Source organism: Planctomycetota bacterium, from assembly GCA_035384565.1.
Classification (GTDB): domain Bacteria; phylum Planctomycetota; class PUPC01; order DSUN01; family DSUN01; genus DAOOIT01.
In genome coordinates this window covers 1-17,439 of sequence record DAOOIT010000097.1, presented here as the reverse complement: position 1 = coordinate 17,439, position 17,439 = coordinate 1, and the positions used below count along the sequence as shown (strand labels likewise).

The following is a 17,439-nucleotide window of genomic DNA, read 5'->3' as shown; positions in this document are numbered from 1 at the left end:
CCGCCCGGCATCTGAATCTCGCCCGCCTTGAGCGTCACCACCCCGATGTTCAGCCCAGTCAGAAACGCCATCACGCCCGGCAGCACGATCAGCGCGCCCGAGAGCATGTAAAGGCAGATCGCTACCGAGTTGAAGACGAAAATCACGAGAAACGCAGGGACCGCCCGAAACTGCGGACCAATCAGCCGTAGCACCAACCGCACCACGGCCAGCGGCAGGGCCATCAGCCAACGATGGTCCCGCTGAACCACCGGGCCGGCCGTGGCCAGACCCGCCACGAACAGCAGCGCGGCGACCACCCCGAGCCAGATGTGGTCGGCCAAGACGTCGAGCGACGACGCGAGCGAAGGCATGCCTTGCCCCGGGGATGCGGTGTCCGCCTGCTCCTGGCTTGATCGTAACACACGCCGGACCCCCAATCAAGGAGCGACTGCTTGATCGCGCGCGGTGCCGCGGGTATACTCCGGCCCCAGAATGCAGACTCCTCTCAGCCAACCCGTCACCGTGGTCAAGGGCGTCGGAACAGCCGTCGCCGAACGACTCGCGAAGCTCGGCATCGCCACCGTGCGCGATCTCCTGTGGCACTTCCCGCGCCTTCACCAGGACCGCACCCGTCTCACCCCCATCGCCCAGGTGAAGCTCGGCCAGCACGAGGCAGTCGCGGGCCGCGTGCGCGAGGTGCGCACCACCTGGTGGCGGGGCCGCGGCGGCGTCCTCACGGCCCTTATCGAGGACGCCTCGGGGCAGATCGCCGCGCTCTGGTTCGGCATGCCCTATCTTCAGAAGCAGCTCAAGCCAGGCACCGAACTCGTGCTCTGGGGCAAGGTCACTATGGGCAAGCGCCTCTCGCTCCTCTCGCCCGAGTTCGAGCTGCTGAGCGACGACGAGCCGCTTCACGCCCAGCGCCTCGTGCCCATCTACCCCGCCACGGCGGGGATCGGGCAGAAGCGCTTCCGCCGCCTGTTGCGCGCGGCCCTCGACGCCTTCCGCACCGAGGCTCCCGACATCTTTCCAGAGGCCTTCCGCCAGTCGCACCGTCTGCTCCCGATCGCCGACGCCCTCGAGCAAATCCACTTCCCAGAGCGGCCCGAGGCCGCCGCCCTCGCCCGCCGCCGACTCGCCTACGAGGAGTTCTTCACCCTCGAGGCTGCCGTGGCCCTTCGTCGCCGCACCCTTCGCCACGGCGTCGAGGGCATCGCCTTCGACATCTCGCCGAAGGTGGACGCGCGCATCCGCCGCCGCTTCTCCTTCCACCTCACCGCCGCACAGGAGCGTGCTATCGCCGAGATCGCCGCCGACATGGCCGCCCCGCGCCCCATGAACCGCCTGCTCCAGGGCGACGTCGGTTCGGGCAAGACCGTGGTCGCCGCCTACGCCCTGCTCGCCGCCATCGCCAACGGGCACCAGGCCGCGCTCATGGCTCCCACCGAGATCCTCGCCCAGCAGCACTTTCGCACCCTGGAGTCGCTCCTCAAGGGCAGCCGTGTGCGCGCCCTGTTGCTCCTCGGCGGCGCGCCCGCAGCCGAGCGCCGCGCCAGCCTGGCCGCCATTCGAGAGGGCTCCGTGGACCTCGTGGTCGGCACCCACGCCCTCATCGAGCACGACGTCGAGTTCGCCCGCCTCGGCCTCGCCGTGGTGGACGAGCAACACAAGTTCGGCGTCCTCCAACGCGCCACCCTGCGCTGGAAAGGCGCCCGCCCCGACGTGCTGGTGATGACGGCAACACCCATCCCCCGCTCGCTCGCGCTCACGGTGTTCGGCGACCTCGACCTCTCGACGCTCGACGAGATGCCGCCTGGCCGCCAGCCCATCACCACGGCCATTCTGCCCCCGAACCGCCGCACCGATGCCTGGGCGCTCATCCGCCGCGAACTCCAGGCCGGCCGACAGGCCTACATCGTCTACCCCCTCGTCGAGGAGTCCGAGGTCTCCGACCTTAGGGCCGCCACGCAGATGGTGGGCCACCTCCGGCGCGACGTCTTCCCCGACCACCCCATCGGCCTCCTCCACGGCCAGATGAAGTCCGACGAGAAGCAGGCTGTCATGGCCGCCTTCCGCGCCGGCGACACCCACATCCTCGCCTGCACCACCGTCGTCGAGGTCGGCCTCGACGTGCCCAACGCCACCGTCATGGCCATCGAGCACGCCGAGCGCTACGGCCTCAGCCAGCTCCACCAACTCCGCGGCCGCATCGGGCGCGGCCAACACCCGTCCCATTGCCTCCTCATGGTGGACGAGCCGAACTCGCCCGAGAAGCTGGCCATTCTGGCAGAGACCTCCGACGGCTTCCGCATCGCCGAAGAGGACCTCAAGCGCCGCGGCCCGGGCGAGTTCCTCGGCACCCGCCAACACGGCCTCCCGCCCCTGGCCATCGGTGACTTCACCGAGGACATCCATCTGCTCATGGAGGCCCGCCACGACGCCTTCGCCCTCGTCGAGGCCGACCCCGACCTCTCGAAGCCCAGCCACCGCCTGCTCAAGGCCGCGGTGCACGCCCGCCACGGCGACAGCCTCGACCTGGCCTCCGTCGGATGATGCCCCAGCCAGCCCCAGCACCCAGGCCCAGGCCAGAAACATGGCTTGCGGCGGCCACCGCCCAGGCGGCACGCTCTTCTCTATGAGTACAATGGCATTGCCCCCAAGAATGCGCACAAGAAAATGGTCGCCCGGGCCGTTGGACTCCATGAGTATCGCCTCCAACCATACCTGCGGCGATGAGTTTCCTCGCCAATCTGCCGCTGTTTACCCTCCACAGACAGTCTGAGGGCCTGCCCAGGCCCGTCGCCGGCAAGGGAGGCCGCGTCGGCGCCCGCCACCGCCCTTGATCCAGCGCCCGCTTTCGGGCATGCTGGAGGCATGCGACGGTATGGATGGAGGAACGGATCGGTGGATGGGTGTCAAGGGCGTACTGCCCAAGCCTACTTGAGGGGTCTGACCCCGTTCGGAGTCCCGGCTTCAGGCGGTCTTCTCTCGCATAGAGCCGCCTGAAGGCGGGACTCCGAACAAGCTCACTCTCTGGGCGACACGCCCTCAAGGAATCAGCCATTCCCCCAGCCCTCCAATCGTCCCCGTCAGCTACGGCCTTGGGCCGCGTTGAGAAGGGAACCCTATGCGCGATGGCGTCGTCTTTTTGGTCGGGGCCGGCCCCGGCGATCCGGGGTTGATCACGCTGAAGGGGCTGGAAGCGCTGCGCGCCGCCGACGTGGTGGTGTACGACGCGCTGGCGAACCCCCGACTGCTCCGCGAGGCGCGGCCCGACGCCGAGATGATCGGTGTGGGCAAGCGCGGCGGCTGCCACACGATGAAGCAGGAGGAGATCAACGCCCTGCTCGTCGCCAAGGGGCTCGAGGGCAAGCGCGTGTGCCGACTCAAGGGCGGCGACCCCTTCGTCTTCGGCCGCGGCGGCGAGGAGGCCCTCGCCCTGGTGGATGCCGGAGTTGCCTTCGAAGTCGTGCCAGGCGTCACCAGCGGCATCGCCGCGCCTGCCTATGCAGGCATCCCTGTAACCCACCGCGACGCCACATCGTCCCTCGCCTTCATCACCGGGCACGAAGACCCCACAAAGCAGGCCAGCGCGCTGGCCTGGGACAAGCTGGCCACAGGCATCGGCACCCTGGTCGTCTACATGGGCGTGAAGAACCTGCCCCACATCGTCGAGCGGCTGACCTCGAACGGCCGCTCCCCTGCCACCCCCGCGGCGGTGGTGCAGTGGGGCACCGTGGCCAGGCAGCGGACCGTGCTCGGCACGCTCGCAGATATCGTACACCGCGCCGCAGGCATGGAGGCCCCCGCCATCCTCGTCGTGGGCGAGGTGGCGGCCCTGCGCGACAAGCTCCAGTGGTTCGAGACCCGGCCGCTCTTCGGCCGCCGCATCGTCGTCACACGGTCGCGCGCTCAAGCCAGCGACTTGGCCGAGCAGCTCGAGGCCCTGGGCGCCGAGGTCATCGAGATGCCCGCCATCACCATCGAGCCGCCCGCCGACTGGGCGCCCCTCGACACCGCCATCGCCGCCCTGGCGACGTTCGACTGGGTTGTCTTCACCAGCGTGAACGGCGTAGACGGCTTCTTCGCACGGCTCGACGCCGCGGGCAAGGACAGCCGCGCGCTCCCCCGCGTCGCCGCGATCGGGCCCGCCACCGCCGAACGGCTGCGCCAACACGGCATCCGCCCTGACTGCCAGCCGCCTCGCTTCACCGGCGCCGAGCTGGTCGCCGCCCTCGCCGACGCTGAGACGCTCGCCGGCAGGCGCATCCTCCTGCCACGCGCAGCCGATGTCCCCGAAACCGTTCGTAAGGGCCTCCAGAACGCAGGGGCTCTCGTCACCGAGGCCGACGCGTATCGCACCATCGTCGGCGGATCTGCCGACGACGAGGCCACCCGCCGCCTCCTCGCCGGAGAAGTGGACGTAGTGACCTTCACAAGTTCCTCCACCGTACGCGGCTTCATTGCGGCCCTCGGCGCCGAGCGCCTCGCCGCCTTACCCCCCTCTATCCGCTTCGCCTCCATCGGCCCCGTCACCAGCCAGACGGCGCGCGAGGCAGGTCTCATCGTCGCCATCGAGGCCCCCGAGCACACCATTTCGGGCCTCGTGCATGCCGTCTGCCGCCTCGTTGCAGCATCGGCCGGAGGCGGGCCGGCCCACGCCGTTTGAGCCTGACGCCCCAACCTGATATAATTGGGTTTCTGCTGCGATCTGGGGCCCATGGCACATGCCGCGGTCACTGCTGATCGTGAATCCCATCGCCGGTCGAGGGGCCGGCCAGGCCTGCTTGGAGCGGATAAGGCGTGGCCTCCGCGACCTTGGTTTCTCCACGCTCGACGCCGTGACCGCGCAAGCAGGCGATGCCCGCGAAGCGGCCTCTGCCCAGGCGGGCCACTGCGACCTGGTGGCCGTCATCGGCGGCGATGGCACGCTCAACGAGGTCGTCAACGGCCTTCAGATGGACCGCCCACTTGCCCTTTTCCCCCTGGGCACCGGCAATGTGCTGGCGAAGGAGCTTCGCCTGCCCCGACGCGTGGAGGCGTTCATCGAGATGGTTGCCCGCGGGCGACTGAAACAGCTCGACGTTCCCGCCGCAAACGGGCGGCGCTTCGTGGCGATGCTTGGGGCGGGCCTGGATGCCGACGTGACGGCGCTGTTGGCCGCGCGCCGGAGGGGCGCCACCCGCATGGTGCGCTATGTGCGTCCCCTCCTCAAGTGCCTCGCGCAGCGCCGCCCGCCGCGCATGGAAGTGTGCGTTGACGGCGCGCCACCCGCGGTGGGCGAAGGCTTCGCCCTCGTCAGCAACACCCGCAGCTATGGCGGCCCGTTCCGTATCACGCCGCAAGCCGCCGCCGATGACGGGCTGCTGGACGTGTGCCTGCTACGCCGCGGCGGCCCCGTGGCTTACTCTCGGGCCATCCTGGCCTTCACGCTCCGCTGCTCCCGGCTCAGCGGCGCACAGTACTTGCGCGGACGCCACGTCCGCATCGAAAGCCCCGACCCGGTCCGTTACCAGGTGGATGGCGATGCGGTTGGCCTTCTCCCGGTCACCATCGGGATCGACGGCCGGAAGCTCCGCATTGTCGTCCCCTGACCCTTTCGGATACCCTCGGAGGTATGACCCACGGTGAGCGAGATCCTCGAACAACTGACTCAAGCCATTGAGCAACGCAGGTACGACGCGCTGGAGAACCTCTGGCTCGAGCTGCTGGACGCCGAGACCATCCCCGCGGAGGCGCTGGCCCGGCTCCTCGGCCACTTGCTCCAGGCCGGCCAAACCGCGCGCGCGCTCGACCTGACGCTGGCCCTGGCGCCCGAGCTGGTGCGGAACGAACGCCACGCCGAAGCCCTCCCATTGCTCCGCGCCGCGGCGCCCGCCGCCGCGGGCAACGAGGAGTTCCGCTCCGCCCTGCTCGCGTGCTACCGCCGAGTGCACCGCGGCGTGCCCCATCTTGCCGCCTGCATCGAACGCTCCGGCCTGCTCACCGAGCAGGACCTCGGGGCCTCCGTCGCCACGCTCGACAAGCTCCTCTCCTACCGCGAGGGCGACTTCTTCTACCACGCCACGGGCTGGGGCCTCGGCAAGATCGTCGCCTTCGACCCGCTCACGGCGCGGGCCACCATCAACTTCGAGCGCAAGCCAGGCCACCTCGTGCCGCTCGAGACCATCGAAAGCATATTCCAGCGCCTCAAGCCCGACTGTTTCCTCGTGCTGCTCAAGACCGACCCCGACCGCCTGCGCCGCCTCGCTCAGGAGGACCCCGCGGCCCTGGTCCGCTCAGCCCTCGAGGCCCTGGACGGCCGCCTGTCGCTCCGCGGCCTGCGCGAGTTCCTCGAAGGCCCCATCGTGCCCGCCGAGGCATGGAGCAAGTGGTGGAACGGCGCGAAGGCGGCCATCAAGCGCGACCCTCGTATCGCCCTCCCCGCCGGTAGCAACCCCATCCTCACACTGCGGCCTGAGGCCCTCACCTACGAGGAGGAGATGCAGCGGCGCTTCGCCGCCCTCAAGGACCTCACCCATCAAACGGAGGCCCTCGCCGACTACGCCGAGCACCGCGACCGGGAGGCGGACCCTCAGGCGTTCCTCCTGCCTGCCGCTCGCACGATCGCCAGCCGCATCGCGTCCGAGCCAGACCCGGGCGCCGCTGTGGAGGCCGCGCTCCTGCTCACCCGCCTCAAGCTGCTCGCGGGCGAGTTCCCCACCCCCGAGGAACTCGTGGCGCGGCACAAGGGCAACCCCGTCGTCCTCCTCAACCACCTGACCACCAACGCCAGCCGGGCCCGCATCTTCCAGATGTTGCGCGACCAGGCGGACGATTGGCGGCAGGTGTGCCGCGGCATCCTCCTGGAAGGGCCGGACGCCCTCTGGGAAGCGGCGGCGGCCGAACTTCCGCCCGATGGCGACGCCCCGAACATCGGCACCGTGGTGCGCGAGGTACTCGCAAACCCCAAACGCCACCTCAGCCTCTTCGCGTGGGTGTGCCGCAACCTGCTGCTCGAGCGCTGGCCGTCCCCGGCGACCCGTGTGGACATCTTCGAGCGCCTGCTCAAGGAGGGCGACGAACTCGCCCGCCGCAAGGCCTATCAACGGGGCGAGTGGACGCCGTTCAGCCAGGCCGACGAGATGGCCGAGATCCGCCTGACGTTGCGCGCCGGCGACCTACGCTACTTCGACCAGATGCTCGCCGAGATCAGCGAGGTCGAGGCCTCCCGGCTCCTCTTCCGCATCCGACAGAGCAGCGTCCTCCCCGAGCAGTTTGCGCGCCTCCTCGAGCAGAAAATGGTGCGCAAGTTCCCCAAGCTCCTCGTGGAGGAGGAGCACAAGACTGTGGAGGAGCCCGTTCAGCACATCTATGCCACTGCGCAGGCTATCGCACGCCGCCGCGAGGAGCACGATCACATCGTCAACGTGTTGCTGCCCAAGAACAGCGAGGACATCGCCAAAGCCAAGGCCATGGGCGACTTGAGCGACAACGCCGACTTTCGCGCGGCCATCCAGGAGCAGCACGTGCTGAACGCCAAGGCCCTCGAGATGGGCGAGGAACTGCTGCGGGCCCGGCCCATCGAGCCCTCCATGGTCGCCCGCGAGCATGTCTCCATCGGCGCCCGCGTCACGGTGGAGGACGTCGCCACGGGCAAGCGCCAGACGTTCGCCATCCTGGGGCCGTGGGATTCCGATGCCGAGCACGGCATCATCGCCTATGTCGCGCCGCTGGCTCAAGCGCTGATGCGCCACAAGGTGGGCGACCAGGTCGCCTTCTCGCACGCGGGGGAGGACGTCACCTACCGCATCGTCGAGATCGGCAGCGCCCTCGAGCCCGCCCAGGGCTCGGGCAACGCGTGACCCCGCCGCGTGTCAGCGTTCCGGCGCCGCCTCCTCGCCCTGGGCCTCACGCAGGAGCGCGAACTCGATGCTGTCTACCAGTGCCTGCCACGACGCCTCGATGATGTTGTCGCTCACGCCCACCGTGCCCCAGACGTCTTCGCCATCGGTCGACTCGATGACCACACAAGTGCGGGCGGCCGTGGCAGCCTTGGGGTTCACGATCCGCACCTTGTAGTCCACCAGCCGGATGCCCTTGAGAACGGGGTAGAAGTCGTCGAGCGCCGCTCGCAGCGCCACGTCGAGCGCGTGTACGGGGCCGTCGCCCTCCCCCACGGTGAGGCGGGGCTGCCCGTTAACGGTGAGTTTCACCGTCGCTTCGCTGATCGGCGCCCTATCGCCGCCGCGCTTCTCGACGATGACGCGGAAACCCAACAGGTCGAAGAACGTGCGGTGGGTGCCGAGCGCCTTGCGCACGAGGAGCTGGAACGACGCCTCGGCGGCCTCGAACTCGTAGCCCTCGTTCTCGAGTTTCTGCACGGCCTCCAGGATGCGGCGGCTGGTCGCCTTGTCAATGCGGTTGTCGAGCTTGCGCGCCTTGGCCATGATCGCAGCCGTGCCGGAGAGTTCCGAGATCAGAATCCGCCGCTCGTTCCCCACTACCTTCGGGTCCACGTGCTCGTAGGTAAGCGCGTTCTTCTGCATGGCGTCCACATGCAGCCCGCCCTTGTGGGCGAACGCATTGGCGCCTACGTACGGCTGGTGCAGCGGCAGGCCCAGGTTGGCCACCTGGTACACGAAGCGCGACAGATGCGTGAGGTGCGACAGGGCGCCCGGCACCAGCACCTCGCGCCCCATCTTCAGCGCGAGGTTGGGGATCACGCTGCACAGGTCCACATTTCCGCACCGCTCGCCGATCCCGTTGATGGTCCCCTGCACCTGCCCCGCCCCCTCCTCCACCGCCGCCAGCGTGTTGGCCACGGCCAGCCCCGCGTCGTTGTGCACGTGAATGCCCAGCTCCGCCCGCGATACGGCGCGCACCTGCCGCACGATCTCCCGCACGTCGCCCGTGAGCGACCCACCGTTCGTGTCGCACAGCACCAGTGTCTCGGCCCCCGCCTCCTGGGCCGCCCGCACGCAGGCGAGCGCATAGTCGCGGTTGTGGCGGAACCCGTCGAAGAAATGCTCCGCGTCGAAAAACACGCGCCGCCCCTGCGCCGCCAGACAGGCCACAGAGTCGGCGATCATCGCCAGATTCTCCTCGAGCGGGACCCGCAACACCTCGCGCACGTGCAGGTCCCAGCTCTTCCCCACGATGGCCACCACCGCCGTGCCCGCCGCGACGAGGGTGCGCAGCCCCTCGTCGCGCTCGGCCGATGTCTTGGCCCTGCGCGTGTTCCCGAATGCGACCACCTGGGCGCGCCGCAGCGGCCGCTTCCGAATCTCGTCGAAGAACGCGGAGTCCTTGGGGTTCGACAGGGGGTAGCCCCCCTCGATGTAGTCCACGCCGAACTCATCGAGCCTGTGGGCGATGGCCACCTTGTCCACAAGCGAGAAGGTGACCTTCTCGGCCTGGGCCCCATCGCGCAGCGTGGTGTCATAGATGGCAACGCGCCGCGATCGCTCCGTCACGCCAGCACCTCCGGGTTCACGATGTTCGGCGGCCGCTCGCCTCGCAGCGCGGCCACAAGATTGGTGGCGGCCAGGGTCGCCATGCGGGTGCGGGTCGCGATGGTGGCGCTGCCGAGGTGCGGCGGGATGACGACATTGTCGAGCCCTGTCAGGCCCGGCGCCAGCGCCGGCTCGTTCTCGAAGACGTCGAGACCCGCCCCAGCGATGCGCCGCTCGCGCAGTGCCGCCACAAGGGCGTTCTCGTCCACCACCGGGCCGCGCGAAGTGTTCACCAGGTACGCCGTGGGCTTCATCAACCCGAGCTCCCTCGCGCCGATGAGATGCCTCGTGCTCTCGTCCAGGCTGACGTGCACGGAGACGAAGTCCGACTCCCGAAGCAGCCTGTCGAGGTCCACGCGTTCGGCGCCCACTGCCTGTTCGAGGGCCTCGTTCTGTGCCCGGTCGAAGTAGAGCACGCGCATTCGGAAACCGCGCGAGCGCAGGGCCACCGCGGTGCCGATGCGCCCCGCTCCGATGATGCCCAACGTGCGGCCGCTGATGTCGCCGCCGAGGAGCAGCATGGGCGACCAACCCCGGAACTTCCCGGCGCGCGTGTAGCGGTCCCCCTCGGGGATTCGCCGCGCCGTAGCGAAGAGCAATGCCCAGGTGAGATCCGCCGTCGCGTCCGTGAGCACGCCAGGGGTGTTGGTAACGGCGATGCCCCGGGCCGTGGCCGCGGGCACATCAATGTTGTTATAGCCTACCGCGTAGTTCGCGAAAACCCGGCACCCCTTTGCCGCGTCCAGCACGGCCGCGTCCACGGTGTCGGTCAGCAGACACAACACACCATCGCGGCCTCGCACCGCGGCCAGCAACTCCTGGCGGGTCAGCACGCGATCTTCGGGGTTGATCTCCACTCGTTCGCAGGCATCACGCACAATGTCCAGGCCAGCCTGCGGGATCTCCCGCGTGACGTACACGTTGACGGCGAGCTTCGGCACAGCGAACGCTCCTGTGCATGGGCAGCTACTTGCCCTTGGGCGCCCCCGCCGGCTTGCGATCCTTCGACGGCCGCATCACCACGGTGACCTTGCTGCCTTTGGGCGGCGCCACTTTCGTGTCAATTCCCAGAGCGCCGTACTTGCCCGCCGCCTCGGGCGGCAGGTCTATCACACTCGCCGTGTCGCCCAGCAGCCCGATGAGCCACTGCTCGGAATCTCCAAGGTAGATCATCCTCTTACCGTCTTCGGGGTCCGGGAACAGGAACGACCCGAAGAAGACGAACGGTGTGGCCGCGATGTGCTCCTTCGTCTCTACGTTGACGATGAGCTCGCGGGGCTCGACGGTAACCTCTTTGCCGTCGCGGGTGAACCGCAGCAGCACGTCCACGGGGTCGCCCTCGCGGAGCACCCGGCCAGGCTCCTTCTGGTCGCGCACCCGAGGCTTCAGCCCGAGGGCCAACAGGGCCGTGTGCAGCAGGCTGGGCTTCGCTGGCGAGGAGATCATCGACTCGTAGTCCTTCATCGTGTTCTGGCACACGAGCAGCTCGAGCGGGTATTCGCCAACGCAGAAGGTCCCGTCAATCTCCACTGTCCCGGCCTTAAGGTCCAGGCGAATGTCGGGCAACTGCGGCGCGCCCTTGGCCGGAGGGGCCGGGGCCTTCGGGGCATCCTCCGCCGCCGAGCAGGATGCGAGAAGGCAGACGAACGCAAGGGCGACCGTTCGGTGCAGCATCGAGACTTCTCCATCTCCGTAGCCGGCAAGCAACCGGTGGCGGCCTGGGCTCACATCAGCCACAAATGCGATCTGACCCCCCGCAGCGCCGGTTGCCCGCGGGAGGTCAGCGAAGAGACCACAAGGGAGGGCGCGGCAGGCGCCTCACTGCCTGAAGTTGATGCTCTGAAACTTCATCTCGTGCAGGTAGTCCAGAGCGATCATGAGCCAGCCGTGATGGGCGTCCTCGCTGACGTCCAGGATCACAGGGTCTTTCCTGGCTCCGGGAATTGCCGCGTGTTGTCTCAGAGTGGCCCGGAGGTGCTCCTTATCGCGCATCGCCTTCTGGTCCACGTAGTACTGCGGCTGCGGGTTGGCCTCCGTCCCCCGCTTGACCATGATCCGCACCCACAGCTCCGTGTTCAGAACATTGGGGTCGGAGGGGTTGGGTTTGCCGGTCTTCGGCAGGTCCATGTCGAGCTTGCGGTCCAGTTCCTTGAACTTCATGCCCACCATGAAGAACAGGAGGAGAAGGAACACGCAGTCAATCATGGGGGTCATGTTCATCTCAGTGAGCGTGACCCTCTTCTTAGTGTCAGACGAGATCAAGGCCATCGGGGTCGCTCCTGGTCATCCTGTGGCGCGGGCGTGCGGCCACGGAACAGCTTACTCCCCGGCAGTCATCTCCTGAGGTTTGACGCCGAAGGAGATGCGCCAGATTCGAATGTTGCGCTTCACGCACATGGTCATCAGTCTGCGGATGTGCTTGAACGGTGTCCGCTCATCGGCCTTCACGAGCACAGTGCGGTCACTGATCCCCTCCGCATTGCGCGTGAGTCGCGATTCGACCAGAAGGGCGTCCTCGACCTGCTGGTCACTGCACTCGTTGCCGCCGATGATCATCGTCCCATCCTTCAGGACGTTGATGACGAGGCGTTCAGGGTCGGGGTTCTCATCCGGGATGGCCTGTTTGATGTCAGGAAGCAGGATGGCTTCGATGTCGTCCTGCCGAGTCAACTCGGTGACCGTCATGAAGAACAGGTTCAGCAGGAACACGCAGTCAATCATGGGGGTCATGTTGAGCTTGGTCAGCATGATTCGACGGCTGGCGCCCCTAATCATCGGCGGGCTCTCCAACTTGAGCCACCGTCGCGCGGGCGACGGCTATGTCTTGCGTCTCCCGCCCCCGCGGCTACTTCTTGCCACGGAAGCGGTCCATCAACTCGCTCACCGTGCTGCCCGAGGCCAGCACGTTCGCCACGATGCGGTTGGCGATGTATTGGTAGGCGCACATGACCGGGATGGCCACGGTCAAGCCCTGGAAGGTGGTAACCAGGGCGACGTTGATGTTGCCGGCCAGCACGGACGGCTTGACCACGGTCATATAGGCAATCTTGCCGAAGGCGCCGATCATGCCTTGCACCGTGCCCAGCAGCCCCAACATCGGGGCGATATTGCCGATGAGTGAGAGCCACGAGATGCGAAGCTGGTAGTTCGTGAACTCCTCTTCCGCCGCCGAGGTCATCGCCTGCTGCATGGCCTCGAAGCCCGCGTCGAGCCGGCTCAAGCCGGCGCGCGTCACGTTTGTGAGGAAGTTGCGCTCGACGTTGCAGAGTTCCAGCGCCTCCTCGTATTGCTCTTCGTTGAAGTAGTCGTTCAACTCCTGCACGAGCTCCGGCGGGCACATTTTCTCGCGGCGCAGGGTGACCGCGTGCTCGATGATGAGCGCCAAGGCGACCGGCGAGAGGGCCATGATGATCCAGCCGATGACACCGCCCTTGTTGAGCTGATCCATCAGCGACTCGCGCCGCACTGTTGCTTTCTCGGTGTCCGTCACAGGAGCCGGCGCGGGCTCCGGCGTCGGCGGGGCGGGCACGGCTTCAGGCGCCCCCGCCTTGGCATCGGGCGCCGGCGGGGCCTCCTCGGCGTGCAGCGGCGCGAAGCCGATGGTCAGACCCACCGCCACCACCATCACAGTCATCAGCACCACCGCCAGCCAGCCCTTCATGTTCACTTCTCCGTCTCCTTTCTCGGAATGGCTGCCTTGCCGGGAGTCAGCAGGCGCGTGAACGGGCTATCCGGGTACTTCTGCGTGAGCTCGTTGAGGAGCTCGGTCGCACGGTTCTTTTGCTTGAGTTTCTCGAAACACTGGGCCGCGTTGTACAACGCCTCGGCATGCTCGCCACCGAACTGCGACCGGGGGTAGAGGACCACCGTCCACAGGTACGCCAGCAGAGCCGAGCGGAGGTCTTCCTCCTTCTTGGTCTTGCCGTATAGTTTCAGGTAGGCTTGGCCCAAGGCATTATGGCACTGGGCCTCGGTGCGTTGCATGCGGACGTCGGCTCCGCCCTTGTCTACCTCCTCGGCCACGCGCGGGGCGATGGTCTTGATGAGCTCCCTGAGGAGATCCACGGCCCTGTCGGGCTTGTCCTCCTTCAGCAGCACCATCGCCAGGATGGTGCGCGCCTGGATGGCCAGGTCGTGCTTCGGGTCGCCTACCGCGTCCAGCACCCGCTTGACGGCGCGCTGCGCCTCGTCGTACCTGTCCGACTCCAGGTAGGACCGCGCCTGCCACAGGTACGCGGTAGAAAGCCACTCCTCCCAGCCGTTCTTGGCAGCAGCAAGGTCGCCCAGCTTCTTGAACTGCGCAATAGCCGCATCGAAGCGGCGGGCGTTGAACTGCACGCGCCCCAGGCCCAGTAGAGCGTCGGGCAGGAAGCGCGTGTCGGGATGCTTCTCCAGCAGTTCCTTGAACTTGGCTTCCGCAGTCGCGAGATCGGTGCCGTCTTCTACGTAGCAGAGGGCGATGTAGTAGCGGCAGGCAGGCTCGAGCCAGAACTCACGGGCCTTCGTGGGATTCCGCAGGGCGGCCTCGAAGAGCTTGATCGCATCGCTGTAGAGGCCCTGTTCCATCCGGTCGTGGCCGCGCCGATATGCGTCAGGGGCGTCGAAGTAGTCTATGTTGGCTACGGAGATGATGGGGATGGACATCGTAGCGCCCAGTTTGATCCCCTCGACCGACTCCCCGGTGATGACGCCGGGGATGGGGGTATCCTTGCCCTTCTGCCAGATCTTGTCGCCACCGGGCGGCGCCGCTGCCCCGCCCAGCGCGCTCAGCGCCGAGGCGAGTAGCAGGATCAGGCTTCCCGCCCACCGGGTCAGTGGCCTTGCAGGAATCGTGCGGTCCAACGGACGTCCCCCTTGCTCGCTACTTGCTCAGGTTCTTGTCAATCAGGTCCATCGTGGGCAACAGGGCTTTTCTGCGCGCCGCGTCGGGCAGCGCCTCGATCTCCTTGCGCAGCTTCGCCGCGAGGGTCTGGAAATCCTGAGGGCTGCCCTTGCCCGTAGTAACAGGGTTCTGGCCGATGACGAGCGAGGCCTTGAAGAGGTACTTCTGCACCTCCTCGTAGTCCCCCATCATGCGGGTGCTCTCACACAGGTAGTAGAGCCCTTCCCAATGCTTCACGTGGTCAGGCTTCGGGTACATGCGCACCTGGTCGGCGTAGAAGAGCTGCGCATCCTTGAGCTTCGACTTGGCGTTGGTTTCGAGATAGGCCCTGCCCAGCCACTCGCGCACCTGAATCTGAAGCAACTGCCTGGAGGGGTACTTCGGCTGCGGATGCCGGTCAGGCTCGGCATCGTAGCGGGCTTTGGCGGCCTCGTAGGCCTTCAGACGCTTCTGGAATTCCTGCTCGAACGGGGCATCGGTCTCCTCCAGGATCGGGATCGCATCGCGCCAGTTGTTGAGGCGGCAGTGGGCGGAGGCCAGGAGGATGCGCACCTGGGCCAGCTCGGCGGCGCTGGCTTCGTCCTTGCCGAACATGCTCAGAGCCTTGGGGGCGAGCTCGATGATCTTGCGGTAGTCGGCGCTCTTGGGTTCGCGCGGCCGCTTGTCGAGCTGGTAGAGCACATAGCGGTAGGTGCTGAGGGTCTGATTGGGCGCGGCGTCGAGCAGATCGAGATAGAACTCGAGGGCGCGGCTGCGCTCGGCTTCGGCCTGCTTCTCCAGTTCGGCCTTGGCAGCGGCATCGGCGGTTTTCTTCGCGCGCTCTTCCAGCCCCTTGGCCAGGTTATTGTGGGCGTTCGCCCCCATCTTGCAGGCGTTGGCCAGGTACTTGAAGTCGGGGAATGTCTTGATCTCTTTCCAGGTTTCCTCGAGAATCGCCAGGCCCTGGGCGGCCTGCTCGCCTTCCGCACCGGTGGCCAGGTTGTAGGCTCCCCGCATGCGGTTGTAGACGAGGAAGCCGTAGTTCGGCATCGCCTCGATGCCGGGGTAGGTGGTCTTGAGCCCTGTGGTGATCTCGATGACCTTCGCTGCCCGACCTGTATCATTCTCGATCAGCATGTCGCAGTACACGGTCAGGCTGGTCACTGCCGCATCGAGCACCCGTTTGCGGTCCTCGGCCTGATCGTCCCCTTTGAGCTCGGGGAGCCTCTTCTTCGCATAGTCAAGGCACGCCTGGAATGCGTCGAGTGCGCTCTTCAGAGCCTTCTGCCCCGCAGCCCCCTTCTGCTCCTCCTTGGGAAGGGCAAGGTACATCTCGCGGTAGGTCAGCGCAATCTCGTGAAGGGCGTGCGGATATGCCTTGGATTCGGGCTGGACGCCTCGAAGGAGTTTCAGCGCCTCGTCGAGTTTCTTCTCCCTCCTGAGGTCCCTGGCCTCGCCAATGGTGGCTGCCCCGGGCCCCAGAGGGCTGAGCGGCTCCGCATTGAGGTAGGCGGCCTGAACCACCTGTTTCAGGAAGTTCAGTTCGGCGGGCCCGGCCTTCTCCTTCTCGCGGGTTTCCTGCTCGTTGCGCATGACCTGGACCGCCGACTGGGCATACGAGTAGGCCTGCGGCTGCGGCTCGGGCAGCCAGCGCGAAAGGGCAGTGAAGACGATGTACGAGCTGTAGTGATCGCCTCCGGCATAGTAGCACCTGGCGATGTTCTCCCACACTTTGCGCAGTTGCTCAGGCTCGGGCTTCGTGCGGGCGACCTGCTCTGTGTACAGGCGGGCGGCTCGGAGGTACTCGGTCTTGTCCTTCGCCGCCTTGTGGAGCGCGTCGGCGATCTGAATATTGAGAGCGGCCAGCGACGGGGGTGCCCCGCTCTTGCTGCGCCAGAACTCGATGAGCTTGACGTACTTGGGCTCCATCGGCATCCGTGCGTCCCACACGCCGACGCCGATTTCGTAGGCCATGCGGTAAAGGCGCTGAACGTCCTTGCCGGGCTTCTTAGCATCCTCGGCCGCTTTGGCCAGGGCTGCATACGCATCCGTCTCCAGGAGGAAAGACGCCGAGAGGGCTCTGGCATCGTACTGTTCAGGGCTCTCCCCTTCCTCGAGGTTCTTGAGGATGTCCGTCACGCGAGCGCCGACGAGGTCAATCTTCTGCGTCTTGGGGTCCCAGCCGCCGCCGGTCCGGGCAGAGATCATCGTATCCAGGGTGTCAATCACCTCGTCGTATTTCTTCTGGCGGAACAGGACGCCCGCGATGATGTGCATGGCCTTGCAGGGCACCGCCTTGTGATCGGCGAACTCGGATTTCGCCTCCCACACCTCTTTCAGGCGCTCGAGGGCCTCGGCGTCGTTCTCAGGGCCGAGCTCGACGATGGCCTCTGCGTAGTAGACGTTGATCTGCTTGAGGCCCCGGGCGTCGGTGAAGTCGTAGAGCATCTGCTTGAGGTCCTTGGCCGCCGCCTCGACCAGCGGCTTCCATTCAGGCACGGCTGCGCCGTTGGCTTTGAGGAACTTGCCAAGTTCGACTCGCACGCTGTTAAGGAGGATGCGCACGCCCACGTGCTCGGTGCGCACCTGGTTGTAGCGCTCGTCCCACTTGGCCCTCGCCTCCTTCTCCTTCGGCGTCACCGCCTTGAGCTTGGTCTCCTCGTCGCGCTTCTGGGCCGCCAGGGCATCAAAGTCCTTGATGGCCACCTTGTAGGCTGCCGCGGCATCGGCCACGTGCTTCGGGTGGTCGGTCTTCGGCACGTCGGGGTCGTCGAGCATCCGGGCATGGGTCCGTGCGAGGTTCACGCTGATCCAGATGACGCGCCGCCGGACGTTGAAGAGGCCCACGGGGTCCTTCCGGGCGGCGGGGTGGGCGATGTACTTGTCGAAGTACTCGCGGGCCTTGCCGAGGAGCTCCGTGACACGGAGGAGCGCGTCCTTCCCCCGGACTCCCTCGACCAGTTCCAGGTAGTACTCGCCCAGAGCCTGGTACAGGGCGCCCTTATCGTCGTCCTTGATGGTCGGATCGGCAAGGATCTGGTCTACAACCACCTTCGCCAGGTCGTCGTAGCCGTGGATCCTGGCCAGTCGCCTGGCGAAGTC

Annotated in this window: 13 protein-coding genes; 4 read left to right on the top strand and 9 right to left on the bottom strand. The window is 66.9% G+C overall.

What is annotated here, in order from left to right:
- On the bottom strand, positions 1 to 353 hold a 353-nt coding region (locus PLE19_21990; GenBank protein ID HPD17619.1), incomplete at its 3' end, for a hypothetical protein.
- A gap of 121 nt (positions 354 to 474) precedes the next feature.
- On the opposite strand from PLE19_21990, the gene recG reads away from it, so the two are divergent.
- The 4 genes from recG (at position 475) to PLE19_21970 (ending at position 7,826) form a co-directional block, all read left to right on the top strand.
- Positions 475 to 2,535, top strand: coding sequence for an ATP-dependent DNA helicase RecG (gene recG / locus PLE19_21985; protein HPD17618.1), 2,061 nt, complete (start codon positions 475 to 477; stop codon positions 2,533 to 2,535).
- Positions 2,536 to 3,109: 574 nt separating this feature from the next.
- A complete protein-coding gene (gene cobA / locus PLE19_21980) occupies positions 3,110 to 4,651 on the top strand; it encodes a uroporphyrinogen-III C-methyltransferase (protein HPD17617.1) in 1,542 nt (513 codons plus the stop codon).
- A gap of 58 nt (positions 4,652 to 4,709) precedes the next feature.
- A complete protein-coding gene (locus PLE19_21975) occupies positions 4,710 to 5,576 on the top strand; it encodes a diacylglycerol kinase family lipid kinase (GenBank protein HPD17616.1) in 867 nt (288 codons plus the stop codon).
- A 33-nt stretch (positions 5,577 to 5,609) separates the two neighbouring features.
- Positions 5,610 to 7,826, top strand: coding sequence for a GreA/GreB family elongation factor (locus tag PLE19_21970; GenBank protein HPD17615.1), 2,217 nt, complete (start codon positions 5,610 to 5,612; stop codon positions 7,824 to 7,826).
- A 12-nt stretch (positions 7,827 to 7,838) separates the two neighbouring features.
- Here PLE19_21970 and cimA read toward each other — a convergent pair whose 3' ends face one another.
- The 8 genes from cimA to PLE19_21930 form a co-directional block, all read right to left on the bottom strand.
- The gene (cimA, locus tag PLE19_21965) at positions 7,839 to 9,437 is read right to left on the bottom strand and encodes a citramalate synthase (GenBank protein ID HPD17614.1); all 1,599 of its coding nucleotides are present in this window, start codon (positions 9,435 to 9,437) and stop codon (positions 7,839 to 7,841) included.
- Entirely contained in the window at positions 9,434 to 10,417 is a 984-nt protein-coding gene (locus PLE19_21960; GenBank protein HPD17613.1) for a D-glycerate dehydrogenase, read from the bottom strand. The genes cimA and PLE19_21960 overlap by 4 nt, the downstream gene beginning before the upstream one ends.
- Positions 10,418 to 10,442: 25 nt before the next feature.
- Positions 10,443 to 11,150, bottom strand: a complete 708-nt coding sequence (locus PLE19_21955; GenBank protein HPD17612.1) for a YdjY domain-containing protein — start codon at positions 11,148 to 11,150, stop codon at positions 10,443 to 10,445.
- Between the two features lie 144 nt (positions 11,151 to 11,294).
- Positions 11,295 to 11,744, bottom strand: a complete 450-nt coding sequence (locus PLE19_21950; protein ID HPD17611.1) for a biopolymer transporter ExbD — start codon at positions 11,742 to 11,744, stop codon at positions 11,295 to 11,297.
- Between the two features lie 51 nt (positions 11,745 to 11,795).
- Positions 11,796 to 12,251: a biopolymer transporter ExbD gene (locus PLE19_21945; GenBank protein HPD17610.1), complete on the bottom strand. Its 456-nt coding sequence runs from the start codon at positions 12,249 to 12,251 to the stop codon at positions 11,796 to 11,798.
- 70 nt (positions 12,252 to 12,321) lie between these two features.
- The gene (locus PLE19_21940) at positions 12,322 to 13,137 is read right to left on the bottom strand and encodes a MotA/TolQ/ExbB proton channel family protein (protein ID HPD17609.1); all 816 of its coding nucleotides are present in this window, start codon (positions 13,135 to 13,137) and stop codon (positions 12,322 to 12,324) included.
- A 2-nt stretch (positions 13,138 to 13,139) separates the two neighbouring features.
- Positions 13,140 to 14,318 carry a tetratricopeptide repeat protein gene (locus PLE19_21935; protein ID HPD17608.1) on the bottom strand — a complete coding sequence of 393 codons (1,179 nt, stop codon included), beginning with the start codon at positions 14,316 to 14,318 and terminating at the stop codon, positions 13,140 to 13,142.
- A 19-nt stretch (positions 14,319 to 14,337) separates the two neighbouring features.
- Positions 14,338 to 17,439 (bottom strand): hypothetical protein (locus PLE19_21930; protein HPD17607.1); only part of this gene is annotated, 3,102 nt, incomplete at its 5' end.